The 25815-nt window shown below is 63.9% G+C and carries 19 protein-coding genes; 9 read left to right on the top strand and 10 right to left on the bottom strand.

The features are described 5' to 3' along the window. Window position 1 precedes the first annotated feature (1 nt). Window positions 2-1267 (top strand): DUF2264 domain-containing protein, encoded by a 1266-nt coding sequence (locus BM269_RS25745; protein WP_090444253.1) that lies wholly within the window; start codon window positions 2-4, stop codon window positions 1265-1267. 10 nt (window positions 1268-1277) lie between these two features. On the opposite strand, the gene BM269_RS25750 is transcribed toward BM269_RS25745, so the two are convergent. From BM269_RS25750 to BM269_RS25795, 10 genes are all read right to left on the bottom strand, one after another. Next, window positions 1278-2225 carry a LysR substrate-binding domain-containing protein gene (locus tag BM269_RS25750; protein WP_090444256.1) on the bottom strand — a complete coding sequence of 316 codons (948 nt, stop codon included), beginning with the start codon at window positions 2223-2225 and terminating at the stop codon, window positions 1278-1280. A gap of 32 nt (window positions 2226-2257) precedes the next feature. Continuing rightward, window positions 2258-3127 carry an SMP-30/gluconolactonase/LRE family protein gene (locus tag BM269_RS25755; RefSeq protein ID WP_090444259.1) on the bottom strand — a complete coding sequence of 290 codons (870 nt, stop codon included), beginning with the start codon at window positions 3125-3127 and terminating at the stop codon, window positions 2258-2260. Continuing rightward, on the bottom strand, window positions 3105-3761 hold the full coding sequence (locus BM269_RS25760) for a 2-dehydro-3-deoxy-6-phosphogalactonate aldolase (RefSeq protein WP_090444262.1): 657 nt from the start codon (window positions 3759-3761) through the stop codon (window positions 3105-3107). The genes BM269_RS25755 and BM269_RS25760 overlap by 23 nt, the downstream gene beginning before the upstream one ends. Window position 3762: 1 nt before the next feature. After that, window positions 3763-4710 (bottom strand): 2-dehydro-3-deoxygalactonokinase, encoded by a 948-nt coding sequence (locus tag BM269_RS25765; protein WP_090444265.1) that lies wholly within the window; start codon window positions 4708-4710, stop codon window positions 3763-3765. Next, complete coding sequence (gene dgoD / locus BM269_RS25770) at window positions 4704-5852, bottom strand: galactonate dehydratase (RefSeq protein WP_090444269.1); 1149 nt, start codon at window positions 5850-5852, stop codon at window positions 4704-4706. The genes BM269_RS25765 and dgoD overlap by 7 nt, the downstream gene beginning before the upstream one ends. A 110-nt stretch (window positions 5853-5962) precedes the next feature. Continuing rightward, window positions 5963-8347: a beta-galactosidase gene (locus BM269_RS25775; RefSeq protein ID WP_090444273.1), complete on the bottom strand. Its 2385-nt coding sequence runs from the start codon at window positions 8345-8347 to the stop codon at window positions 5963-5965. Beyond that, window positions 8344-11490 (bottom strand): glycoside hydrolase family 2 TIM barrel-domain containing protein, encoded by a 3147-nt coding sequence (locus BM269_RS25780; RefSeq protein ID WP_090444277.1) that lies wholly within the window; start codon window positions 11488-11490, stop codon window positions 8344-8346. The genes BM269_RS25775 and BM269_RS25780 overlap by 4 nt, the downstream gene beginning before the upstream one ends. A 122-nt stretch (window positions 11491-11612) precedes the next feature. Beyond that, complete coding sequence (locus tag BM269_RS25785; protein ID WP_090444280.1) at window positions 11613-13706, bottom strand: TonB-dependent receptor plug domain-containing protein; 2094 nt, start codon at window positions 13704-13706, stop codon at window positions 11613-11615. 68 nt (window positions 13707-13774) lie between these two features. Then, window positions 13775-14110, bottom strand: coding sequence for a hypothetical protein (locus BM269_RS25790; protein WP_090444283.1), 336 nt, complete (start codon window positions 14108-14110; stop codon window positions 13775-13777). 64 nt (window positions 14111-14174) lie between these two features. Beyond that, on the bottom strand, window positions 14175-14462 hold the full coding sequence (locus tag BM269_RS25795; protein WP_090444286.1) for a hypothetical protein: 288 nt from the start codon (window positions 14460-14462) through the stop codon (window positions 14175-14177). Between the two features lie 197 nt (window positions 14463-14659). Here BM269_RS25795 and BM269_RS25800 point away from each other — a divergent pair, with 197 nt between their 5' ends. From BM269_RS25800 to BM269_RS25835, 8 genes are all read left to right on the top strand, one after another. Then, window positions 14660-17311 (top strand): TonB-dependent receptor, encoded by a 2652-nt coding sequence (locus BM269_RS25800; RefSeq protein WP_090444289.1) that lies wholly within the window; start codon window positions 14660-14662, stop codon window positions 17309-17311. Window positions 17312-17317: 6 nt separating this feature from the next. Beyond that, complete coding sequence (locus tag BM269_RS25805) at window positions 17318-18670, top strand: MFS transporter (protein ID WP_090444293.1); 1353 nt, start codon at window positions 17318-17320, stop codon at window positions 18668-18670. Window positions 18671-18672: 2 nt separating this feature from the next. Next, window positions 18673-19617 (top strand): glycoside hydrolase family 43 protein, encoded by a 945-nt coding sequence (locus tag BM269_RS25810; protein WP_090444296.1) that lies wholly within the window; start codon window positions 18673-18675, stop codon window positions 19615-19617. A gap of 6 nt (window positions 19618-19623) precedes the next feature. Further along, on the top strand, window positions 19624-20622 hold the full coding sequence (locus BM269_RS25815; protein ID WP_090444300.1) for an aldose epimerase family protein: 999 nt from the start codon (window positions 19624-19626) through the stop codon (window positions 20620-20622). Window positions 20623-20708: 86 nt separating this feature from the next. Further along, window positions 20709-22448 carry an IlvD/Edd family dehydratase gene (locus BM269_RS25820; protein WP_090444303.1) on the top strand — a complete coding sequence of 580 codons (1740 nt, stop codon included), beginning with the start codon at window positions 20709-20711 and terminating at the stop codon, window positions 22446-22448. 9 nt (window positions 22449-22457) lie between these two features. After that, window positions 22458-23450, top strand: a complete 993-nt coding sequence (gene araD1, locus BM269_RS25825) for an AraD1 family protein (RefSeq protein WP_090444307.1) — start codon at window positions 22458-22460, stop codon at window positions 23448-23450. Then, window positions 23447-25018 (top strand): aldehyde dehydrogenase (NADP(+)), encoded by a 1572-nt coding sequence (locus BM269_RS25830; RefSeq protein ID WP_090444310.1) that lies wholly within the window; start codon window positions 23447-23449, stop codon window positions 25016-25018. Before araD1 ends, BM269_RS25830 begins: the two co-directional genes overlap by 4 nt. Before the next feature lie 28 nt (window positions 25019-25046). Then, the gene (locus tag BM269_RS25835) at window positions 25047-25814 is read left to right on the top strand and encodes an SDR family NAD(P)-dependent oxidoreductase (protein WP_090444313.1); all 768 of its coding nucleotides are present in this window, start codon (window positions 25047-25049) and stop codon (window positions 25812-25814) included. Window position 25815 lies beyond the last annotated feature (1 nt).

Below are 25815 nucleotides of genomic sequence, written 5' to 3' on the forward strand. Positions count from 1 at the left end.
GATGGAGCGAAGGAATTTCATGCGCGGTGTGCTGGCGGGAGGCGCGGCTGCTGCCGGTACTGTGCCTGCGGTAGCGTTGGCCGCAGGTGCGGTTGCGGCGACGCCGGGCGGCGACCGGGCCTATATGGTCGGCTTGCTGCAAAAGATGGCTGACCCGGTGCTGGCCAATATGGCAAAAGGCGAGTTGAAAAAGAAGTTCGCACTCGAGCTGAGTCCAACCTGGGATGGCCGCGATCCGGGCGTGGCTTATCTCGAATGCTTCGGGCGCCTGATCGCCGGCCTGGCGCCCTGGCTGGCCCTATCCGATGACGCCAGCGCCGAAGGCCGCACGCGCAAGCGCCTGCGCGAACAGGCACTGCAAAGCTACACCAACTCGGTCGATCCGAAGTCGCCGGACTACCTGCTATGGAAAGGCCCGGGCCAGACGCTGGTGGACTCCGCCTATTTCACCAATGCCCTGATGCGTGCGCCCAAAGCGCTGTGGGAGCCGCTGGACGCCGCCACCAAGCAGCGCATCATCGACGAAATCAAGAGCCTGCGCCGCATCGAACCACCCTACATTAACTGGATGCTGTTCGCGGCCATGAATGAAGCCTTCCTGCTTTCCATCGGCGAGCAGTACGACCCGATGCGCATGAACGTCGCGATCCGCAAGGTCAACGAGTGGTATGTGGGCGATGGATGGATCAAGGACGGCGAGGCTTTTCACTTCGACTACTACAATTCCTTCGTGATGTACCCGATGCTGGTCGAGATACTGGAAGTCCTGGCCAAAGCCAATGGCCCGTTCTGGAATGGCAAGCCGGCTGACCTGCTGGCGCAGGCGCAGAAGCGCATGCAGCGCTACGGCGAGCACCTGGAACGCTTCATCTCGCCGCAGGGCACCTTTCCGCCGATCGGCCGTTCGCTCACCTATCGCACCGCGGCATTCCAGCCGCTGGCATTGCTGGCCTGGCGCAAGCAATTGCCGGCGAGCCTGCCGGAAGGACAGGTGCGCGCCGCGCTGGCGAGCGTGCACAAGGCCATCTGGTCGGAGCCGGGCAATTTCACCAAGGATGGCTACCTGACCATCGGCTTTGCAGGCCATCAGCCGGAGCTGGGAGACTGGTATTCGAACAATGGCAGCATGTATATCGCCGCGTCGAGCTTCCTGGCGCTAGGGCTGCCTGCTGACGATTCCTATTGGACTGCACCGGCACAGGACTGGACGCAGAAGAAGGCCTTCAGCGGCAGGAAATTCCCGAAGGACTACCACGTCAGTTATTGAGGAAGGCAGCTTAACGCCGGTAGCGTGCCTGTGCCGCATCGCGCAGCGCTACCAGCATGGCTTCCGCGCCCGGCGACAGGCGATGGCGCTTGCGGGTGACGATGCCGTACATGTCCATGCGCAGGCCCAGGTCCCAGGGCAGCACGGCCAGCAGGCCGGCATCGAGGTAAGGGCGCACGGTTTCTTCCGGCATGGCCGCGATCATGCGGCTGCCCGGCAGCAGGTTGACCACCACCGGCATGGCCAGCGTTTCCACCACTTCGGTCGGCGGTTCCAGGCCCTGTGACAGGAACATCGATGTCAGGCGGTCGCGCAGGATGCTGCCGGCCGGCGGCAGTACCCAGGGTTCGCGTGCCAGCTCGGCCAATTGCAGCTCCTGGCGGCCCACAAAAGGATGGTCGGCGGCGGCGATCAGGCTGTGCGGCTCGTCGGTAAGCGGTTCGAAATTGAATTCGGCGGCGACGTTGGAGTCGAGCAGGCGTCCGATCACGAGGTCGAATTCGCCGGCGCGCATGCGCTCCACCAGGATCTTGGAAGTGTCCACCGTGATCGACACCTGCACCTTGGCGGTGCGGTGTTTCAGCAGTTTGACGGCGTCGGTGACCAGGCCCGCGGAAGGCGTCAGCACGGTGCCGATGGAAACGCGGCCTGAAAGGCCCGACACCAGCTCCATCACCTCCTGGTGCGCGGCATCCATCTCGGCCAGTGCCGTGCCGGCGCGCCGTATCATCACTTCGCCGTACCACGTTGGGACCACGCCGCGCGGCAGGCGTTCAAACAACTGGACGTTCAGTGCGTGTTCGATCTCGCCCAGCAGCTTCGATGCCGCGGGCTGGGTGAGGTTTGCCGCCTGTGCCGCATGCAGGATCGAGCGGTGCCGGCCCAATTCGACCAATAACACCAGGTGGCGCGTTTTCAGGTGGGACCTTACGAATCGGTCCGAGCGTGGATCTGACATGCGGACAATAATAGGGCCGCTCCCCTGCAGCGTCAATCAGCGGCGTCGTCAAACAGGGCTGGGGCCAAGCCCTGCACGCCGGGTATCTCCATCGTGTGCAAGCCGCCATCAAGGGCGCCTGCAGCCAGTTGTTCCAGATGCGCTCCGCCGAAGGCCGGCCGCGACGGTTGCACCGCCGACAACGGCAGGTCGCGCACCAGCGAGCCGCCAGCCGCAAACTGCGCCAGGCGGCCGCGCCTTCCTTCTTCGCGCAGCGCGATCCATAGATTGCCGCCGGCATCCGCCGTGAGGCCGCCAATCCGTGCGTTTCCAAAGCCGGCGAACCGTTTGATTCTACCCACTTCAGCGCGGCCCGGGTCGTAAGTAGTTTCCAGTAGTTCGCGGCCGTCGCTGCTGGCGAAGTACAGCGTGCCGCCATCGGCGCTGAAGCCAATGCCGTGGGCGGCGGCGACTGTCGGCAATGCCAGGCGGCGCAAGCCGAAACGTTGCGAGAATTGGTAAAAGCTGCCGATGGGCGGCGAGCCGGGACTCAGGTTGGCGGTGCCAAGGACGAAATTGCCGTGGCGGTCGGCACAGCCATCGCTGATGCGGGTGCGCGCTTCGGCGGGATCGACGGCGGCGATGGCGAGCGGCAGGCGGCGCGCAAGTTTCAGCGCCCCCGGCGGAGTGCGTTCGGCCAGGTATAGCCATTTGTCGAGGCCGAGCAGCAGCTTGCCGCTACGGCAGACGGCGAATGCCGCAAGATGTTCGGGCAAGCGGCTGCTCTCCGGCAGGCCCTTGCCGCGCCAGGCCTTCAAGGCCGGTGCGGCGGTGTCGCTCCACCACCAGCAACCGTCATGCCAGAGCAGGGCGCCCATCTGGGCACCGGGGAGCATCGTTTCAGGCTGGACTTGCTGTTCCATCCTGCCTCCAGGCGGTGACGAAGGCGCGCGCGCGCTCGGCGACGGCGGCGGCGTCCAGGCCCGGCTGGTAGAGCGCCGAGCCGAGGCCAAAGCCGGTCGCACCGGCGGCGCGCCAGGTGGCCATGCTGCCAGGGGTGACGCCGCCGACCGGCAGCAACGGCAAGGCCGGCGGCAGCACCGCGCGCATGGCACGCATGACGGTTGGCGTCACCAGTTCGGCCGGGAACAGCTTGAGCGCATCGGCACCGGCATGGGCGGCGGCAAAGGCTTCCGTCGGGGTGGCGGCACCAGGCACGCAGGCCATGCCGGCAGCCCTGGCGGCACGGATGACGGCGCTGTCGGAATGCGGCATCACAACCAGCGCGCCGCCGGCGTCGCGCACCTGCTGCACTGCTGCGGTGCTCAGGACCGTGCCGGCGCCCAGCACGGCGTCGGCCGGCAGGCTGCGCGCCAGGCACGAGATGGAATCGAACGGCAGCGGGGAATTGAGCGGAACTTCGATCAAGCGGAAGCCGGCTTCGTACAAAGCGGCGCCGATGGCCTCCACCTCGTGGGGCTGGACACCGCGCAGGATGGCCACCAGCGGCAGGGTCCTGAAGGCGGATTCGAAGGGGGAAGTGGATGTGGCGTTCATTTCAATCCTTGAGCATGCCGGCGGCGTGCGCCAGGTGGTACAGGCCGGCGGGCGCCGTGTTATTGAGCAGTAGCGGCGGCGCCGCGTGGAAACGTTGCAGGGCGAGCGCATAGCGCTGGCACAGCACCTGGCTGCCGACCAGCGCCAGCGGCGCGCTAGCCAGGCCGGCGGCATCGCGCCAGGCCAGGCCGGCGCGCAGCTCATGGCCGACCAATAGGCCGGACAAGTAGTCGGCCAGGTCGCTGGCCGGGGCGCGGCCGGTGACGCCCAGGCTGCGCGCCGCGAAAACCTGGTGGCTCATGCCGAGGTGGCCGTGATCGCGCGCGGCGTCGACGCCTGCAACGAAGGCAGGTTCGGCGAATGCGCCACTATCGCCCATCAGGCGGCCCAGCACGGAATGGGTGCGCAGCACGGCGAACAGTTCGCCTGTCATATGGGTTGCGAAGCGCGTCAGGCGGCCATCGTTCACCTGCGCCCATTTGGAATGGGTACCGGGAAGGACGATGCAGGAAGCATCGCGCAGGGCGGGTTGCAACTGCAGCGCGCCCACCACCTGGGTTTCTTCGCCGCGCATCAGGTCGGGTGGCAAGGCCCCGTCGTCATACAGCATGCCGGGCACGATGGAGATTTCCGCGCCGGGGCTGGGCAGCATGCCGGCGGCCAGCGCTGCGGCGTTGGCCGGGCAGGCGGTGTAAGGAACGTCGCGCCAGCCGTGCTGGCTGCCGACCATGCCGCAGGCCAGGATCGGCATGCGCGCATGCGCGGCCCGCCAGTCGCCGGCGATGCCGTCCAGCGCGGCGGCGAAGGCCGGCACGCCGGACAAGGTGGACGCGCCGTTGCCGTTGCTGCGTTCCGCCAGCACCTTGCCGCCGGGGCCGAGCAGGAATGCGCGCAGGCTGGTGCTGCCCCAGTCAAGACCGAGCAGGCTGGCGGTGGCGTTGCTTACCATTCCGCGACGCTTCCGTCAGGGTGGCGCCACAGCGGGTTGCTCCAGTCGGGCGCATTGCGGCTGGCCTCGATCACGCGCTGTTCATCGACCACCACGCCCAGGCCGGGTTTCGGCAGCGGCTTGATAAAGCCGTTCTCGATCTTGAAGTCTTCCTTGTTCACCACGTAGTCGAGCAGCTCGCCGCCCTTGTTGTAGTGGATGCCCATGCTCTGTTCCTGCAGCACGGCGTTGTACGAAACGAAATCGACTTGCAGGCAGGCCGCCAGCGCCACCGGGCCAAGCGGGCAATGCGGGGCCAGGGCGATGTCGTAGGCTTCCGCCATGCCTGCGATCTTCAGGCATTCGGAGATGCCGCCGGCATGCGACAGGTCGGGCTGCACGATAGAAATGCCGCCGGCCTGGAACACGTTCTTGAATTCGAAGCGCGAGAACATGCGTTCACCGGCTGCCAGCGGGATCGAGGTGGATTCGGCCAGGCGCGGGTAGTACTCGGCCTGCTCCGCCAGCACCGGTTCTTCGACGAACAGTGGGCGGTACGGTTCGAGTTCGCGCAGCAGCACCTTGGCCATCGGCGCGGCGACGCGGCCGTGGAAGTCGATGCCGAATTCGATCTGGTTGCCGAAGGCTTCGCGGATTTCCGCGATACGTGCCACGGCGGCATCCACCGCAGCGGAGCTTTCGATGATGCCGAATTCCTCGGTGCCGTTCATCTTGAAGGTATCGAAGCCGGCTTCGCGCAAGGTCTTGATGCCGGCGATGACATCGGCCGGGCGGTCGCCGCCTACCCAGCTATAGGTTTTCATGCGGTCACGTACCAGGCCGCCCAGCAGCTGGTACACCGGCACGCCAAGCGCCTTGCCCTTGATGTCCCACAGCGCCTGGTCGATACCGGCGATGGCGCTCATCAGGATGGCGCCGCCGCGGTAAAAACCGCCGCGGTACATGACTTGCCAAAGGTCGTTGATGCGCCGCGGATCCTGGCCGACCAGGTATTGCGAAAACTCGTGGACTGCGGTTTCCACGGTGCGTGCCTTGCCTTCGATGACCGGTTCGCCCCAACCGACGACGCCTTCGTCGGTTTCAATCTTGAGCAGCATCCAGCGCGGTGGAATGCGGTAGGTGGTCAGTTTTGTGATCTTCATTTTTGTTCGTTAGTGAAGTGGTAAGGCAAGTCTATCTTGGCGAGCTAGTTCAGAAATATGAGAAATTTATCGGGATGTATATCGATTGGGCATAGCGCTATATCACTCGCTCACTCGCCGGGATCCACCAATTGCGCGCCGACGTAGGCATTGAAACGGCGGATGCGGCCCGTTACCTTGTCGTCCCCCTGGCGTGGCGTATAGCGGATGCCGGCCACTTCGACAGGCTTTTCAAGGTCGATCACCAGTCGGTGCGGGTGCGTTGGCGCGGCGATCTTGCCGTTCCCGCTGCCGGCGAAGGCGGTGTGCCAGAAGTCGCTGGCCTGGCCGTTGATGGCGTTCAGGGCCTGGCCGTCTTCGCGCCGGCCTTCTTCGCTGCTCACGTAGGCGATGGTCCAGGACGACTGGTTGATCGGCTGCCCTTTGGCGTCCAGCAGCGAGATCTCGGCTACGGCTGCGTATTGCTTGCCGTCGAAGGCGTCCAGCGACTCCAGGCAGAACTGGCGCCCGCTGACCGGGGCGGCGAAGCGCACGTCCTGGGTGGCGCTGCCGGGCTGGAACTGGCCGCTATAGGCTGGGGGGACGCCTTCCAGCTTCGGCTTCGCCTTGTTTGGTGGGCGCGGCAGGTCGCGTTCAGGCTGCAGGCGGTCGAGGATCGGGCTTTCCAGGCCGCGCAGTTCGGCGCGCCGCGGGCCGGTCAGGTCCAGCACCACCACCTCATTGCGGCCGCGTTTCAGCCACGGTCCGGGCAGGTACATGGTTTGCGTCGGGCCGATGCTCCAGTAGCGGCCCAGGCAGCGGCCGTTGATCCAGGCCACGCCCTGGCCCCAGGCCGACATGTCGAGGAAGGTGTCGGCGGTTTGCCTGGCGTCGAAGCTGCCGCGCCAGAACGCGGGGCCGCGTGCGCGTTGCCGTTTCCATTCCAGCGGCGGCAGTACGCCGTCGGCGTCGAAATCGATGGCGCGGATTTCCCAGTTTTCCAGCGCGAGCGGGTTGCCGCCTTTCGGCTGGAAATGCACGGGACCGTGCAAGCCCTTGCGATCGTGCACTTCGGGGCCGAAATTGACGCGGGCGATCGTGTACAGCAGGATTTCCATCGTGGCCGGCTTGTCGCGCGCCGGCAGTTCGATGCTGAAGCGGCGGTGGCGCGTGTCGAAAGTGCCAACCAGCTTGCCGTCGACGTGAACCCAAGCCAGGTCGCGCACTTTGGCGGCGGACAGCTTGCCTGCCGGGCCGGCGGGCAGCGTGACGCGGTAGGAAATCAGGCCGCGGCTGATGTCGTAGTGTTCGATCGGTTGCGGCGATACATCGCGTATCGCTTCTTGCGGCAGGCTGGCGAAGACTGGCGCCGATTCCTTGAGCGTGAAGGCTGGAATCGCCATCACTGGCTGGCGTGCCGGTGGCGGCGGCAGGGTTTCGCCCGGCTGCAGGAAGGGTTCGATGCCTTTTCGGTAGGCCTGGAATTTCTCTCCGATCCAGCCGGCTTCGCCGATCGGCGCGTCATAGTCGTAGCTGCTGGTGTCGGGCCGGAACGGTCGGTCGCAGCCACCCCATAGGCCGAAAGTGGTGCCGCCGTGCGCCATGTACAGGCTGAACGAACCGCCGACCTTCAGCATCTGCTGGAGGTCGGCGACGGCCTTGGTGGCGGCACCGCGGCGGTGCGGGTTGCCCCAGGTGTCGAACCATCCGGAATAGTATTCGCCGCACATCAGGGGACCTTGCTGCACGGCTTTCAGGGCCTTGAAGCCGGCATCGGGGTCGGTGCCGAAGTTCGCCACCGAGAACAGCTCCGGGATGTGGGTGCGCGAGACCGCGTTGGTGGGATTGCATTGGAACAGGGGCACGTCGAAATGCGCGTCGAGCAGGGCCTGGCGCATGGCGCGCATGTATTCCAGGTCGTCGCTGAAGAAGCCGTATTCGTTTTCCACCTGGACCATCAGGATCGGGCCGCCGCGCGTGATTTGCTGGGAGGCCAGCACGCGGCCGACCTCCGCCAGCCAGCGCCGGGCCGGCTTCATGAACGCTTCGTCGCGGGTGCGCAGGAAGGCGTCGCTGCCGCTCTTCTTCAGCAGCCACCATGGCAGGCCGCCCATCTCCCATTCGGCGCAGGCGTAAGGGCCGGGGCGCAGGATGACCCACAGGCCTTCCTGCTGCGCCAGGCGGCAGAATTCGGCGGCGTCGCGCTGGCCGGCCCAGTCGTAGCGGCCCTCGCGCCATTCGTGGTAGTTCCAGAACAGATAGGCGCAGACCGTGTTCAGGCCCATGGCCTTGATGGCCTTCAGCCGGTGCTGCCAGTACTCGCGCGGCACGCGGGCGAAGTGCATTTCGCCGCAGCGGATCTGCAGCGCTTTCCCGTCGAGCAGGAAATCGTCCTTGCCGATGCTGAAGCGCGCGCTGGTTGCGGAGTGTACGGTGGCGGATATCGGCAGCAGGGCCGCGCCGGCGGTGGCCGCCGCTGCACCGGCCAGCACGCGGCGGCGGGAATGGTTGGTCATTGCGCGGCTCCTTGCGGTGCGATGGTGAACTGGTAGGTGGTTGGTTCCAGCTTGATGCGGTATTGCCCATGCGGACGGCCGACCTGGCTCCAGCCGGTGTCGCCGCCTACGCCTGACTGCACTGCGTCGACCAGCAGAGAACCTTCGCCGTGCGGGCGGATATCGGAGCTGTGCCAGCTGCCGCGTGGACGCGGGTACAGGTCTTCATAGGGGAAGGGCAGGGCGTTGACCGACAGTGCCTGCGTGCCGCGCAGTTGCAGGCCGGCGCCGGCGCCTTTCAGCGTCAGCCAGCGTACGCCGGTCTTGTTGCCGCTTTCCTGTGGACGGACGTAGTTGTGGTACTGGTCGGCCAGCTTGCCGCTGTAGCGGCCGAGCGGCGCGCCCGTGATGCGGTCGCTGTAGGATTCCTGCGGGCCGCGGCCGTACCATTCGATGGTGTCGAGCGACGGATTGCTGTCGAAGCGCATGCCGATGCGAAGCGGGTCGGGCAGGTCGCCGCGCAACGGAGCGAAGGTGGCGGTGACTTGCACCGCGCCTTTGCCGTCCATGCGGTAGGTCGCGTCCCAGCGCGCGGAGCCGGCGCCAAAGATGTACTCGACGTGCACTCCGTCTTGCAGGACGTCGAAGGCGCGGAGATTGCGCTGTTCGCTGAATTGCTTCCAGATGGTGTGGGTTTTGTTGAGGCCCGTTCCGAGGTCGTTTTCGGTCAGCGCGCGCCAGAAGTTGGGCATGCCGCCGCTGAGCAGCTGTTTGCCGCCGGCCGAGTAGGCGAGCTTGCCGCTTGCTGTGTCGACCGCGAGCACGGCGCCGGCTGCACGCAATTCAACTCCTCCCCCTGCGCGCACCGGTGTGACCCAGCCGCCGGGGGCAGCCACGGCAGCAGCGGATGGCGACTGCAGCACGAACTGGCTGAAGCCAAGCACCATGCCGGCCGGCACGCCGCGAATGGCGCCCGCGCGGGCTTTGGCGCGCAGCGTCAGCACGTATTCGTAGCGCGCATCGCGCGCCATTTCCGGCAGGGCCAAGGCCACGTCCGCCGACGACTGTGCGGCCGCATTGACGCCGGCCAGCGGGCCACCCGCAAGCTGCGTACCGTCGCGCGTGAGCGACCAGTCAAAATCAAATCCGGACAGGTCGGCGAAGTCATAGCGGTTGACGACCCGCAGCCGGCCGGCGGCCGGATCGCCCTCAAACACCACCGGCGAGTAAACCTTCCGTACTTCGTAATACTCCGGGTCGGGCGTGCGGTCGGCCTGGATCAAGCCATCGCCAACCTCCGACATATCCTTGCGCGGATTCGGGCCATAATCCTCGCCCTGTGCCCAATAGCTGCGCCCCTGCTTATCCTTCAGCAGCATGGCCTGGTCGACCCAGTCCCAGATAAAGCCGCCCTGCAGCTTGCGATGCGAGCGGATCGCCTGCCAGTAGTCCTCCAGATTGCCGACGCTGTTGCCCATGGCATGCGCGTACTCGCACTGGATCATTGGCTGCTTATAGCGCGCATCCCGGGCGTAATCGATCATCTTTTCTATCGGGTCATACATCGGCGCATAGATGTCGACGTAATCGTTTGGCAAGTGCTCCTCGCCGATGGTGCCGTGGCCAAGGTAGCTGATCAGCCGTTCGGGGTCCTGCTCGCGTACCCATTTGGCCGCGCGCTCGAAGTTCGGCCCGGTGCCGGCCTCATTTCCCAGCGACCACATGATCACGCTTGGATGGTTGCGGTCGCGCTGCACCATGCGGCTGACGCGGTCCAGGTGGGCGACCGCCCAATGCGGCTGGTAGCCCAGCTGGATCTTTTCGCGTTCGCCAGGAATGTTCCGCACGCGATCACCCATGCCCATGTACTCGTGGGATTCGATGTTCGCCTCGTCCATCACATACATGCCGTATTCGTCCGCCAGGTCGTACCAGCGCGGATCGTTCGGATAGTGCGAGGTGCGAACGGCATTGATATTGGCCTGCTTCATCAGCTCCATATCCTTGCGCATCGATTCTTCCGACATCACATGGAAGGTGTGGGGATCGTGCTCGTGGCGGTTGACGCCCTTGATCATTATGCGCTTGCCGTTGACGCGTACCTCGCCGTCTTTCACTTCCACGGTGCGGAAGCCGACCAGGCGGGAGGTGGAGGAGACCAGCGCGCCTTTGGCATCATGGAACTCGAGCAGCAGGCGGTACAGGTTGGGTGCCTCGGCAGACCATTGGCGCACGCCCGGCACAGTACCGCGCAGCGGCGCGGCCTTGCCGTCGCTGACGGCGCTTTCCAGCGACAGTACGGCCGTGTCGCCATCCAGCAGGATGGCGGTCAGCTTGCCTTGTGCCGCGCCTGTAAATTCAGGCTGCAGTGTGAACTCGCCGTCGCGGTAGCCGGCTTTATCGAGGGTTGCGCGCACGACGTAGTCGCGCAAGTGCGCCTTCTGCTCGGCATACAGGTAGACGCTGCGCTCGATGCCGGAGACGCGCCAGAAGTCCTGGTCTTCGAGGTAGGAGCCATCGGCGAAGCGGTACAACTCGATGGCGATGACGTTGCTGCCCGGACGAAGGAAGCGCGTCAGCTTGAATTCGGACGGCAGCTTGGAGTCTTCCGAATAGCCGACCCGCTGGCCATTGACCCAGATGTAGTATGCCGCACCGGCCGCGCCGATATGCAGGAAAACGTCGCGTCCATCCCAGTTCGCCGGCAGGTCGAAATTGCGGCGGTACGAGCCCACCTCATTCATGCTGTGCTGGATGTAGGGCTGGTTGGGCGGGAATGGATAGTCGCTGTTGTTGAAAAACGGCTGGCCGTAGCCCTGCGCCTGCATCATGCCCGGAACCTGGATGGTTTTCCACCGGCTAACGTCGAAGCCCGGCTTGTAGAAGCTGGCCGGCCGCGATTCCGGCGTGCGCGAGTAAGCGAACGACCAGGTGCCGTCCAGCGAGAGGAAATACTGCGAAGCCGCCTTGTCGCCTTTCAGCGCGAGGTCGCGCCGTTCGAAGTTGAAGAAGGTGGTTTTCATCGGCTCGCGGTTCACTTGAACCACTTCCGGTTGCTCCCATTCGGCATGCTTGGTAGCGGGAGCTGCGCTGGCGGCCAGGGGGAAGGCTGCCGCCAGCGCGCTGGCCAAGGCCAGCAGGGCGGGGGATCGCGGTGTCGTCATCGGTGCTTGTCTCGTAGTTTTGTGTGTTGGACGGTATCCGGCAGCACAATCCTACGGTCGGCAGCAATAGCTTACCAATGGCTTATTTCGCGGCTCCTATATCGGTTTCATATACCGATTTCCTATAGCTTGAAAGTCAGCCCGGCATACAGCGAACGCCCCACTCCCCGCACCCCGGTCCCATAGGGAACGCCGTTCAGCGCCATGGTCATGCCCTGGCCGACATACGCGCCGCCCAAGGGCAGTTCGTAACGCCGGTCGAACAGGTTTTCCACGCCGAAGTCGAGCTGCACCTTGTTCCAGGCATAGCTGGTGCGCAGGGCCGCCAATGCGTAGCCGCCGGTAGTCAACTCATTGTGCAGCTTCGAGACGCGGTCCTTCGCGGCGACGGCCTGCAGTTCCAACGCGTTGCTCCAGTCGCCTAGACGATGGTTCAATGCCAGGCGGGTGTTCAGCGGCATCATGTTGTACAGCTTGTCGCCGGTGCTGCGGTTCTCGCCGCGTACGTAGTTGACCAGCATATCGCCCGACAGCGTGCCGTACCCGCCCGACGCAAGCGCTGCATGCGCCGATACTTCGGTGCCGTACAGGCGCGCATCCACGTTGGCAAAGCGCAGGTTGACGAAGACTCCGGGCTTGCAGGTGGCGAGGCAGCGCGCATCGATGTAGTCGTTGACCTTGGTGTAGAAAGGCGAGATGGCGAACGACCACTTCTCCTGCGCCTGGTCATGCCATTCGATGCTGCCGGTGGCCATGTGCGCCACCTCCGGCCGCAGCGAAGGGTCGCCGACATAGCCGTTGCCGTCGCCGGCGATATTCACCATCGCCATTGCCATGCCACCGGTCGACCAGGTGTAGCGCTCGTACAGGTTGGGCGAGCGGGTCTTGCGGGCGTAGCCGAACTTGACGGTCATGTCCTGCGATGGAACGTAGCGCGCCTGGGTGGTCAGGTCCAGGTTATGGTCGTCGCGCTTGCGGTCCAGGGCATTGAAGGCGGATGCATCCTTGCTGTAGCCGGCGTTATAGCCTTGCACGGTACTGGTATCGCTGGTGACTACTTCAGCGCGGACGCCGAACTGGGTGAACCAGGCCGGGCTCCAGCGGCGGTCCCATTCCGCAAACGCGCCCAGGCGGTCGCGCCGGCCGTCGCGGATATTCCAGAAGGTGTCCGGCGCCATGCCGCCGCCGGACGGATCCCACCAGTCGTCCAGCCGATAGCGGCGGTAGTCGGCGCCGACGCGCAGGGTGTCGGGCTGCGACAGGGGGATGGTGGCCTTGACAGAAAGGCCGGTGTTCCTGCCTTCGGTATCCATCGGCATGCCCGGAATGTTTTTCTTCGCACCGTACCAGAACTGCTTGTCCGGGCCGAAGTTCATGGCGTGGCGCGTGTGTTCGTGGTATGCGCGGCCCTCCAGCGTACCCCAGCCGAAGCGTTCAAGATAGCGCAGGTTGGCTTGCTCGCTGTCGTTGCGGGTCAGGTCCATGCGCTGGTTGGGGAAGCCCTGGTAGGGCATGCGCTGCAGGCCGAGCTTGAGCTCCAGCAGGCGCGCTTCGGAGCGCATGGCCAGCGTCAGCGAGTGGTTGCGGGATTCATAGGCGGAAGAGCCGATTTCCTGGCTGCCCCCGTCTTCATAATTGTGTGCCTTGATCGCGGCGCCGCGGTAGCTGGCCGAGAAGGTATCGCTGGCCATGGTCGCGGCCAGGCTGGCGTCGCGCACATTGCCGTTGCTGCGATAGACGAAGGTGGCCTGGCCTTCGAGCAGTTGCGCACCGGCTTGCGCGAATTTCGGGTCGGCGGAGCGCACGCGGATGGTGCCGCCGATGCTGTCGCCGCCGGCGCTGACGGGCGTAATGCCGGGCAGGACCTGGATCGATTCGACTTGGGATGGCGCGATGTACGACAGCGCGGGATTCATGTGGTTGGCGCAGGCCGAGACCAGGTCCATGCCGTCGACCTGGATGCGCAGGCGGTCGTCCGCCAGGCCGCGGATCGATGGCAGGCCGGATACGCCGCCGCCGCTGACCATGCTGACGCCGGCCACGGATTGCAGCAGGTTTGCGGTATCGCTGGGGAAGCCTTTCTTGCTGACGTCTACCTGCATGACGTCGGGATTGGTGCCGGTGATAATGACGCTGGGGAGGGTGGTTTGCGCGTAGCAGGGCAGGGCGGTGGCAACAGACATTGCAAGCAGGTGCTTGCGTAACTGCGGTTTCATTTTTATTCTCCGGTGTGACGTGTCGTGCGCCACCGGGGGCGGCGGCGCATTTGGAATAAGAGCAGGTGTCACACTGCGGAAGGCGGTCCTCGTGCCTGGTGCGGCAGATGGGATTCGCCATCGTACTGCGCCGCGATGATGGCGATCCGAGGACCTGTGAGGTCATGCGGTGTGGGGGCGGAGGGCTTGCTGTAGCCGGGTGCCACGGCCAGTGCCCCGCACAGCGTGCACTGGGTGAAGCAGTCCGCCATCCCATGTTGGTCGTGGCCTTGCTGATGTTCCGCGCATGCTGCGTGATCCATCATCGGCATCGCAACCTGCGCTGCGGCTGCGTAGCCTTGCAGTGCCACATACAGCAGCAACAGCAGGGTGACGAGGCGGCGGGTGGCGCGGTGCGAAAACATGTGCCCATCGTAGCGATTGGGCTGTTGCCGAACCATGAACTCGGTCAAGTTTTTCGCGCTTAACTCATCTTCTAACACTGTGGTGTTTGCCCAACGCCTGGATGTAGCCCAGATAGAGCTGGTCTTGCGGCCCGAAGGCGATCTTGGGGCGCGTTTCGCCGTTCGCTTCGACCGCTTCCGGCTTGGGCAGGACCTGGCGTGGCGGCGTCCAGCTGTGGCCCTCATCGGCGCTCGAATGCAGCGCGATGCCGTCGTCGCCGGCATGTGCCACCCACAAGCGGCCCTGCTGGTCAAAGGCCCCGGAGGTTCCAAGGGTGGAGGCAGCCAGGGGCGCCAGGAGTGGCGGGTTCATGACGGGACGGGGCAGGGTGGTAACTGCCAGTCATAATCCTGCATTCCGTTACCTCTTTCCATAACCCAGATCCACCGGGGCCTGATATCGAATTCGGTATCAAACTTTGAAAAAAATTGATTAGTTTGTTCTCAATGATTTACCTAAGATGAGTTTCAGGACCTAGTAACTTACAAAAACTATAGTCAGGAGACTTAATGAAACGCCAAGCATTCATGCCTGGGCTGGCTGCGCCTCGCCGCCCTATTGCACTCAAGGTATCCGTCGCGGCACTGGCCGGCATCGGCCTTTTCAGCACCATCCCCTCCATCGCGCAGCAGGCTGCCGAAGACGATGTCGCGGTCGTGCGGGTGAGCGGCGTGCGCGCCGCAGCTCAAAGCTCCCTCGATATCAAGCAGAAGGCAGACAATGTGGTCGATTCCATCGTCGCTGACGACATCGGCAAATTCCCGGACACGAACGTGGCGCAAACCCTGGCCCGCATCCCCGGCATCCAGGTCCGCCGCGACGCAGGCGAGGCCAATTCGATCCTGATCCGCGGCCTGCCCGGCATCGCCACCATGCTCAATGGCCGCGAAATGTTCACCACTACCGGCCGTTACATCCAGCTGGCCGACATCCCGTCGACCATGCTGCAGCGCGTCGATGTGTACAAATCCCAAAGCCCGGAGCTGGTCGAAGGTGGCATTGCCGGCGTGATCGACGTGCGCACCAACCGTCCCTTCGACTTCAAAGGCTTCACCTTGAGCGCCAACGGCGGCGTGAAAAACCAGGACAAGGCGCACAAGACGGACCCTGAAGCCAATGGCCTGATTTCGAACCGCTGGAAGACCGAATACGGCGAAATCGGCGCCCTGTTCGGCGTATCTTATGTGCGCAACAACTTCCACGAAGAGCGCAGCTTCAATACCTTCCCGGTCGAGAAGAGCTGGCTGCTGCCGAACCTGACCGCCCCGGACCTGGTCGGCCTGCAAGGTGTCTATGGAGAACGCAAACGCACGGCGGAGAACTTCGCCCTGCAATGGCGCCCGAACAAGGACACCGAAATTTACGCCGAAGGCCTCTACTCGCGCTACAAGAACCAGGACGAAACCGACTTCTTCGTCGGCCTGCCTTGGTGGGCGGATGGTGCCGGTATCAGCGGCACCAAGATTCCCGGCACCGACCAGCTGGACGAGCTGAACTCGCACAACGCCAACACCATCCTGTCGACCCAGGCCCGCGCATCGCAGAACACCACCTGGCAGACCGCTATCGGCGCCAAGTGGCACGCTGCACCGGGCCTGCGCCTGAGCACCGAACTGGCGCGCACCAAGTCGAAGTATGACTGGCGCAACCCGATTCTCGACACGATCGTTACCGTACCCGATGTCTTCCTGAAGACCAATCTTAACGGCGGGGCCTTCATGCGTTACGGAGGCATCGACATGACCGATCCGAAGAACGTCTACCTGTTCCAGCTGTTCGACCGCTACGGCAACGACAAAGGCGCATCCACCGACTGGCGCGCTGATGCCACCTACACGCCGGACGGCAACGGCATTTTCCAGGAATTCAGCGCCGGCGTGCGCTTCAACAAGCGCAGCGCGGAATCGATCAAGTCGATCGAAGGCAGCATGGGTGCGCCGGATGCGTTCAATGCCGCGACCCGCGTTTCCGCAGCGACCCTGCCAGGCATGGCTTGCACCAACCGCGAGCTGTCGGAAGACTATGGCACGCCTTACTGGTATACGCCATGCGCCAGCTTCCTGCTGAATAATACCGGCGACGTGCGCAAGGCGGTCACCGGCTCTGCCGCCGCCAAGGCACTGGACCAAGGCTCCTTCTTCTCCGTCAACGAGAAAAACTACGCCTTCTACGGCAAAGCGCGCCTTGGTTGGGAGTGGGCCGGCATTCCGGTCGACGGCGTGGTTGGCGTGCGCGTTTCCAAGACCGATTCCGACCTGCTGGGCTACAGCATGGTGAACGGTGTTCCGGTAGCGACTCCGAAGGAGAGTTCCGGCACAGATACCCTGCCTAGTGCCAGCTTCAAGGCCACGCTGCGCAAGGACCTGTTCGCGCGCCTGGCATACGCCAAGACATTGAGCCGGCCGGACTTCGCGCAGTTGAACCCGGGCACCGCTTACGTGAACTCGAACGGCAATACCGTCCAGGCCTCGGCATCGGGCGGCAACCCTGACCTGAAGCCTGTCACGGGCCAAAACCTCGATGCGGCGCTGGAGTGGTACTTCGCCCCGGCGGCAATGGTCAGCGGCACCGTGTTCCGCCACAACTTCGACGGCTACATCGTCAGCCGTGCGCAGCCCGAGGTGTACCAGGGCGTGACCTACCAGACGAGCCGTCCGTTCAACACCGACAAGGGGCACCTGCAGGGCGTCGAGCTGTCCTACCAGCAGTTCTACGACAAGCTGCCTGGCTGGCTCAGTGGTTTCGGCACCCAGTTGAACTACACTTATATGGAAGGCGGCGTGACGTCGTCGTCCATCGGCCCGGGCGACCTGCCTTTCCCCGGCATGTCGAAGAACTCGTATAACATCGTGCTGTTGTATGAGAAGTACGGGATCTCCGGCCGCCTGGCGTATAACTGGCGTTCGAAGTTCACGCAGATTTATGGCGACGGTTCGGCCATCCAGGGTGCTGCGCCTAGCCGCAACCTGGTTGCCGGTGCGACCAGCAGCATGGATGGCTCGCTCAGCTACAAGTTCAACCAGAACCTGTCCGTGACGCTGACAGGTACCAACCTGCTGAACTTCAAATACAAGGACTACTGGACCGATGCGAACGTTTATCCACGCGATATCCGCCGCTACGACCGTACTGTCGGCCTGATGCTGAACTGGAAGAACTGATTTACCATGCAAAACCAAAAGATGTCGGTGCTCGAAAAAGCGGGCTTCGGGGCGGGGGATGCGGCACTCAATGTCGTGATTTCCTCGATGATGCTGATCATTACCTTCTTCTACACCGACATCTATGGCTTGCGCACGCAAGACCTGGCGCTGTTATTCGTGCTGGTGAAGGTGGTAGGCGCGGTGGCCGACCTGACCATGGGCCAGATCACCGACCGCTTCACGAGCCGGTTCGGGCGCTACCGACCTTACCTGCTGTGGCTCGCGGTCCCTTATGGCGTGAGTATCCTGTTCGTGTTCTCCACGCCGGACTGGGGCTATGACGCCAAGCTGGTATGGGCATATTCCACCTACATCGTCATGACCGTGATGACGGCAGGTGTCGGCATTCCCTATATTTCCCTGCCAAGTGCGCTGACCAGCGATCCGAAGGAGAGCCTGTCGGCCAATGGCTACCGGCTGTTCTTCGCCAAGATCGGCGCCTTCCTGGTGACCATCGTGGTGCCGCTGTTGTCGGAACGCTGGGGCGAGGGCAACGCGGCCCATGGTTACCAGATGGCGATGGCGGTGATGGCGGCGCTGGGCGTGGCGCTGTTCCTGTTCTGCTTCTTCACCACTACCGAGCGCGTACATCATGTCGTGGTGCGCCAGTCGCTGGGCGAACAACTGAACGTGCTGATGAAGAATGACCAGTGGTTGATCCTGTGCGGCGTTTGCGTGACCGGCACCATCGGCTACGTGGTGCGCGGTTCGGTGGCGATCTATTACGCCAAATATTACCTGGGCCTCAACACGGCGCAGGTGTCGGCCTTCCTGTCCACCGGGGTGGTTGCCGCTATATTGTCCATGGTGGCCTCGACCTGGATCACCAAGGTGTATTGCAAGGTCAAGCTTTTCCGCTGGACGCAGTTGATCGTGGCTGGCATCAGCGTGGCGATCTACCTGTGCGTCAAGCCGGGCGACGTGATGTTGGCCTTCGTGCTGTTTTTCGCGCTGTCGTTCATCGTCGACCTGCATGCCCCAGTGTTCTGGTCCGCCATCGGCGAGACTATCGACTATGGCCAGGTCAAGACCGGCAAGCGTGTGTCCGGCTTTGCTTTCGGTGGCATCTCGGTCTGCCAGAAGGCGGGCATGGCGATCGCCGGCGGCCTGGTAGGCATCTTGCTGACCTATTTCAATTATGTGCCTAACCAGGCGCAATCCGAATTTGCACTGAACGGCATCGCCCTGATGCTGTCGGTGATTCCGGGCTTCTTCCACTTGCTTATGGGGTTGTTGATGTTCGCCTATCGCATCAGCGACGAATACTACGGCACTGTGAAAGAGAGCATGAAGTCCCATGGCTACGTAAGCGCTTGACTATGCAAAAACTGTCCCCCCTGATCGAGCAGCGCGCCGATCCTTATATCGTTCGCCATAGCGACGGCTATTATTACTTCACCGCCTCGGTGCCGCAGTACGATCGCATCGAGCTGCGCCGCGCAAGCAGCATCGAAGGTTTACGCGATGCGCAGCCCGTGGACGTCTGGCACAAGCCGGACACGGGCGCTTACAGTGAATTGATCTGGGCGCCTGAGCTGCACTACAACCAAGGCGCCTGGTATGTCTATTTCGCCGCCGCGCCCAGCCGCGACATCAAATACAAGCTGTTCCAGCACCGCATGTACGCGATCCGCAACCAGAACGCCAATCCGCTGGAAGGCGAGTGGGAATTCATGGGGCAGGTCGATTCCGGCATCGATACCTTCTGCCTTGACGCGACCACCTTCACCCACCAAGGCAAGCTGTATTACCTGTGGGCGCAGAAGGACAATGAAATCGAGGGCAATTCCAATCTCTACATCGCGGAGATGGAAACCCCCTGGCAGATCAAGGGCAGGCCGGTGATGCTGACCAAGCCGGAGTTCGACTGGGAGATCCGCGGCTTCTGGGTGAATGAAGGCCCGTCTGTCCTGCAACGCAACGGCAAGGTGTTCATCAGCTATTCCGCCAGTGCCACCGACGAGAACTACGCCATGGGCCTGCTGTGGGCCGACGCCGATGCGGACTTGCTGGACCCGGCCGCGTGGAGCAAGGCCAAGGAGCCGGTGCTGCAAACCTGCTTCGAACACGGCATTTACGGACCAGGCCATAACAGCTTCACCGTGGACGCGGATGGAAATGTACTGCTGGTGTACCATGCCCGCACATACACGGAAATCGTGGGCGATCCGCTGTGGAACCCGGACCGCCATACATTCGTCAAGCCGCTGCGCTGGGATGCGCAAGGCATGCCTGTCTTCGGACGACCATCTGTTATCGAGTAAGCACACATGATCCAGAGCGCGCCATTCGGCCACGCACCGGACGGCACGCCGCTGTCCCTGTACACCCTGACCAATGCCCAGGGCATGGAGGTCAGGATCACCAATTACGGCGGGATCGTCACCCACATCCTTGTCCCGGACCGCGACGGCCGGTTGGGCAATGTCACCCTGGGCTTCGACACGGCGGCGGAATATTTCGGCCGCTCGCCTTACTTTGGCGCCTTGATCGGGCGCTGCGCCAATCGCATCGCGCAGGGCCGTTTCACGCTGGATGGCGTCGCGCACCAGCTATCGGTCAACGATGGCGCCAATCATCTGCATGGCGGGGCCCAAGGCTTCGACAAGGTTGTATGGGAAGCTTCAATGGAAGGCGAGGCCCTGGTGCTGCGCTACCGCAGCGTAGACGGGGAGCAGGGCTATCCCGGCAATCTTGACGTCCAGGCGACTTACACGCTGGACGACGATGGCGCGCTGACGGTGGACCTGCGTGCCACCACCGACCGTGCCACGCCGGTCAACCTGACCCACCACGCGTATTTCAACCTGGCCGATAGCAGCACCATCGGCACCATCGGCACCATCAACCATCACGAAATGTGGATCGATGCGCCCCATTACACGCCGGTCGACGAAGGTTTGATACCAACCGGCGATCTGGCGCCGGTGGCGGGAACACCGTTCGACTTCCGCGAGCCGCGTGCCATCGGCGAGGCGGTGTACGACCATAACTTTGCGCTGGCGCCTGCGGACGGCATGCGCTGCGCGGTGCGGGTGCGCGAACCACGCAGCGGGCGCCAGTTGGAAGTGCTCACTCACCAGCCGGGAATCCAGTTCTACAGCGGGAATTTCCTCGATGGTTCGCTGGGTTTCCCGCAGCGTGGCGGCTTTTGCCTGGAGCCGCAGCACTTCCCGGATGCGCCCAACCAACCGCACTTCCCAAGCGTGATCCTGCGGCCTGGAGAGGAGTACCGCAACATGCTGTCCTTCCGCTGTTCGCGATACTGATTTTGATATTGGTATCGACAAATAAGTCATTAGAAATATATTACTCTCAGCCGTAACATTTCCTCCATCGATAAGCGGAGGAATCCATGTCAGAGACAAAGAAAACGATAAAACTGCGCTCGGCCGAATGGTTCGGGACGCAGGACAAGAACGGCTTCATGTACCGGAGCTGGATGAAGAACCAGGGCATCCCTGACCACGAATTCCGCGGCAAGCCGATCATCGGCATCTGCAATACCTGGTCCGAACTAACCCCGTGTAACGCCCACTTCCGCCAACTCGCGGAGCACGTCAAGAAAGGCATCCTGGAGGCGGGCGGCTACCCGGTTGAATTCCCGGTGTTCTCCAGCGGCGAGTCCAACTTGCGCCCGACCGCCATGCTGACCCGCAACCTGGCCAGCATGGACGTGGAGGAATCCATCCGCGGCAATCCGATGGACGCCGTGGTCCTGCTGGTGGGCTGCGACAAGACCACCCCGGCGCTGCTGATGGGTGCTGCTTCCGTCGACCTGCCGACCATTGTCGTAACGGGCGGCCCAATGTTGAACGGTAAATTGAACGGCAAGGACATCGGCTCCGGCACCGCCGTGTGGCAGCTGCACGAGCAGGTCAAGGCCGGCGAAATCACCATGCACCAGTTCATGTCGGCAGAGGCGGGCATGTCGCGTTCCGCCGGTACCTGCAACACCATGGGTACGGCTTCCACCATGGCCTGCATGGCCGAATCGCTGGGCACTTCGCTGCCGCACAATGCCGCGATTCCCGCGGTTGATGCGCGCCGCTATGTGCTGGCGCATATGTCCGGCATCCGTATCGTGGAGATGGTGTGGGAAGACCTGCGCCTGTCCAAGATCCTCAAGCGCGAAAACTTCGAAAACGCGATCCGCGTCAACGCCGCCATCGGTGGCTCGACCAATGCCGTGATCCACCTGAAAGCGATCGCCGGACGTATCGGCGTGCCGCTGGAATTGGAAGACTGGACCAAGGTGGGTAAGGGCATGCCGACCATCGTCGACCTGATGCCGTCCGGCCGCTACCTGATGGAAGAGTTCTACTACGCCGGCGGCCTGCCGGGCGTGATCCGCCGCATGGGCGAAGCGAGCCTGCTGCCGCATCCGCAAGCACTGACCGTGAATGGCAAGACCATCGGCGAGAACTGCTCCGATGCGCCGGTCTACAACGATGAAGTAATCCGCCAGATCGACAACCCGCTGATCGCCGATGGCGGCATCTGCATCCTGCGCGGCAACCTGGCGCCGCGCGGCGCCGTGCTGAAGCCGTCGGCCGCCTCGCCGCACCTGATGCAGCATCGCGGCAAGGCGGTGGTGTTCGAGAACTTCGATCACTACAAGGAACGCATCATCGATCCGGACCTGGATGTAGACGAGAACTCGATCCTGGTGATGAAGAACTGCGGCCCGAAAGGTTATCCGGGCATGGCGGAAGTGGGCAATATGGGCCTGCCGCCGAAGCTGCTGGCCAAAGGCATCAAGGACATGGTGCGCATTTCCGACGCGCGCATGAGTGGTACTGCTTACGGCACGGTGGTGCTGCACGTGGCGCCGGAGGCGATGGCCGGTGGCCCGCTCGGCGCCGTCAAGGATGGCGACTGGATCGAACTCGATTGCGCCAACAACAAGCTGCAGCTCGACATCAGCGACGAGGAAATGAAGGCACGCCTCGCCGAACGCGCCGCGCAGCAGGAGCCGCCGAAGTCCGGTTACCAGCAACTGTATATCGACCACGTGTTGCAGGCCGACGAAGGCTGCGACTTCGACTTCCTCGTCGGCTGCCGCGGTTCCGCCGTGCCGCGCCACTCGCACTAAGGAGAACCTATGCTGCTCGTACAATTCACCAACGAAGGCGGGTCCCGCCGCGTGGCGTCCCTCGACGGCGATACGCTGCGCGTTCTGGACGGCGTCTATACCACATACGAACTGGCGCAACGCGCCATCAGCCGAGGCAAAGGCCTGGCCGAAGCGGCGCAAGCTGCCATCGGCACCACCATCGCCAGCTATGAGGCGGTGGCCACTGCCGGCCGCATCCTGCCGCCGCTGGACCACGTCGACCCGGCCCACTGTTATGTGACCGGCACCGGCCTGACCCACCTTGGCAGCGCCGATGCGCGCGATGCGATGCACCGCAAGATCGGCGGCGACGTCGAGTCGCTGAGCGATTCGATGAAGATGTTCCGCCTTGGCGTGGAAGGCGGCAAGCCGGCCGAAGGCCAGCGCGGCGTGCAGCCGGAATGGTTCTACAAGGGCGACGGTTCGATTGTCGCCGCCACAGGCCAGGCGCTGGCCATGCCCGAGTTTTCGCTCGACGGAGGCGAAGAACCTGAAATCGCCGGCCTGTATGTGATCGGCGAAGACGGCCAGCCGTACCGCCTCGGTTTCGCCATCGGCAATGAATTCTCCGACCACGTGACCGAGCGCCAGAACTACCTCTACCTGGCGCATTCCAAGCTGCGCAACTGCGGCCTGGGCCCGGCGCTGCGCATCGGCGAGCTGCCGCGGCATATCGACGGCGCCTCGCGCATCGTCGGCAAGGATGGCGCTGTGCGCTGGCAGAAAGCTTTCGTCAGCGGCGAAAATAATATGTCGCACACCATCGCCAACCTGGAATACCACCACTTCAAGTATGGCCTGTTCTGCCGCCCGGGCGACGTGCACATCCACTTCTTCGGTACCGCCACCTTGAGCTTCGCGGACGGCATCTCCGTGCAGGCCGGCGAAACCTTTGAAGTCGAAGCGCCGGCCTTCGGCCCGGCCCTGCGCAATCCGCTGCGCATCCAGGAATCCCGCTACAGGAAAGTGAACCAACTATGACCATCACCGGCGAAGCACTCATTAGCGGGGTTGCCCTGCGCGGGGAGGGGACCGCACAGCGCGCCTTCAACCCTGGCCTGGAGCAGCAGTTCGGCGAAGAATTCAACGCGGTCAGTGTCGAGCAGGTGAATGAGGCCTGCCTGCTGGCTGGCGCCGCATTCGATACCTTCCGTTCCACCAGCGACGCCGCGCGCGCGGAATTGCTGGACGCCATTGCGCGAAACATCCTCGACCTCGGCGTGGAGCTGATCGAGCGCGCCATGGCCGAAACCGGCCTGCCGCAAGCCCGCCTGGAAGGCGAGCGCGCCCGCACCTGCAACCAGCTCAAGATGTTCGCGGCCCTGCTGCGCGAAGGCTCATGGTGCGACCCGCGCATCGACGTCGCCTTGCCAACCCGCACGCCGCCGCGCGCCGACCTGCGCTACCGCTTGATCGGCGTCGGCCCGGTGGCAGTCTTCGGCGCTTCCAACTTCCCGCTGGCGTTCTCCGTCGCCGGCGGCGATACCGCTTCCGCGCTCGCCGCTGGCTGCCCGGTGGTGGTCAAGGCGCACTCCGCCCACCCAGGCACCTCGGAACTGGTGGGCCGCGCGGTGGTTGCCGCGGTAGCCCAATGCGGCTTGCCGGCTGGCGTGTTCGCCCTGCTGACCGGTAGTGGCAGCCATATCGGCCAGACGCTTGTGGCGCATCCTGCCATCCAGGCGGTCGGCTTTACCGGTTCGCGCAGCGGCGGTACCGCGCTGATGGCCACCGCCGCGGCGCGCAAGCAGCCGATTCCCGTGTACGCGGAGATGAGCAGTATCAATCCGGTATTCCTGTTGCCGGAAGCGCTAGCCGGTCGGCCGGACAGCATCGCCGCTGGTTTCGCGGCCTCGCTGACGCTGGGCGTCGGCCAATTCTGTACCAATCCCGGCCTGGTGCTCGGCATCGAAGGTCCAGGCCTGGAGCGCTTCTGCGCCAGTGCGGCCCAGGCGCTCGGCGGTGTGGCACCGGCAACCATGCTGAGCGCAGGCATCGCCGGCGCCTACCAGCGCGGCGTGCAGGCGCTGGCATCGCACGCCGAGGTAGCCACTGTTACCGCCATCGCGCACAGCGGCTGCAAAGGCGGCGCCGCGCTGTTCCGCACCACCGCGCAGGCATTCCTGTCGCAGCACGCACTGTCGGATGAGGTATTCGGCCCCGCTTCGCTGGTGATCGCCTGCCGCGACATCGACCAGATGATCGCCGTGGCGGAACATCTGGAAGGCCAACTGACAGCAACTTTGCAGATGGCGGACGGCGACGCCGAGACCGCGCGCAAGCTGCTGCCTGTGCTGGAGCGCAAGGCCGGCCGCATCCTGGCCAACGGCTACCCGACCGGCGTTGAAGTGACCAGTGCCATGGTGCACGGCGGCCCGTTCCCTTCCACCTCGGACGGGCGCAGCACCTCGGTCGGCACGGCGGCAATCTACCGCTTCCTGCGCGCCGTGTGTTACCAGGACTTGCCTGCCACGCTGCTGCCGCCGGTGCTGCAGGATGCAAACCAGGGCAATACATGGCGGCGCCGCGACGGCGTGCTCGGGCAGCACTAAAACAATACAGTAAAAATACGGAGACACCATGACCCAAGCAGCAAACTACCCGAGCCTCCAGGGAAAACGGGTATTTGTCACCGGCGGCGGCACCGGCATCGGCGCCAGTATCGTCGAGGCCTTTGCAAAGCAGGGCGCCAGCGTGGCGTTCGTCGACATTGCGCAAGCGGATAGCGAAACGCTGTGCGACGCCATTGCCGCCAGCGGCGCCGGGCGGCCACTGTTCCGCGCCTGCGACATCACCGACATTGCGGCGCTGCAGCACACGATGAAGGAGTTGGCAGCGGAGCTGGGCGATTTTGACGTGCTGGTCAACAATGCTGCCAACGACCAGCGTCATAGTGTCGAAGATGTGACTCCGGAGTACTGGGACCAGCGCATCGCGATCAATCAACGCCCCTTGTTCTTCACTTGCCAGGCAGTGCTGCCGGGCATGAAGGCCAAGGGCGGCGGCTCCATCATCAATATCGGTTCGATCTCCTGGATCGCCAAAGGCGCCGGCTATCCCGTGTACGCGACTGCCAAAGCCGCGACCCACGGGCTGACGCGCGGCATGGCGCGCGACCTCGGCAAGCACAACGTGCGTGTCAATACGGTCACGCCGGGCTGGGTCATGACCCAGCGCCAGGTGGACCTGTGGGTCGACGCCGCGGCGGAAGAGGAAATCGCCCGCAGCCAGTGCCTGCCGGGCAAGCTGCTGCCGCAACATATCGCTGCCATGTGCCTGTTCCTGGGCGCCGATGACAGCGCCATGTGCACGGCGCAGGATTTTATCGTCGATGCAGGCTGGGTTTAAC

This window comes from Duganella sp. CF458, assembly GCF_900113115.1.
Lineage (GTDB): Bacteria > Pseudomonadota > Gammaproteobacteria > Burkholderiales > Burkholderiaceae_D > Rugamonas.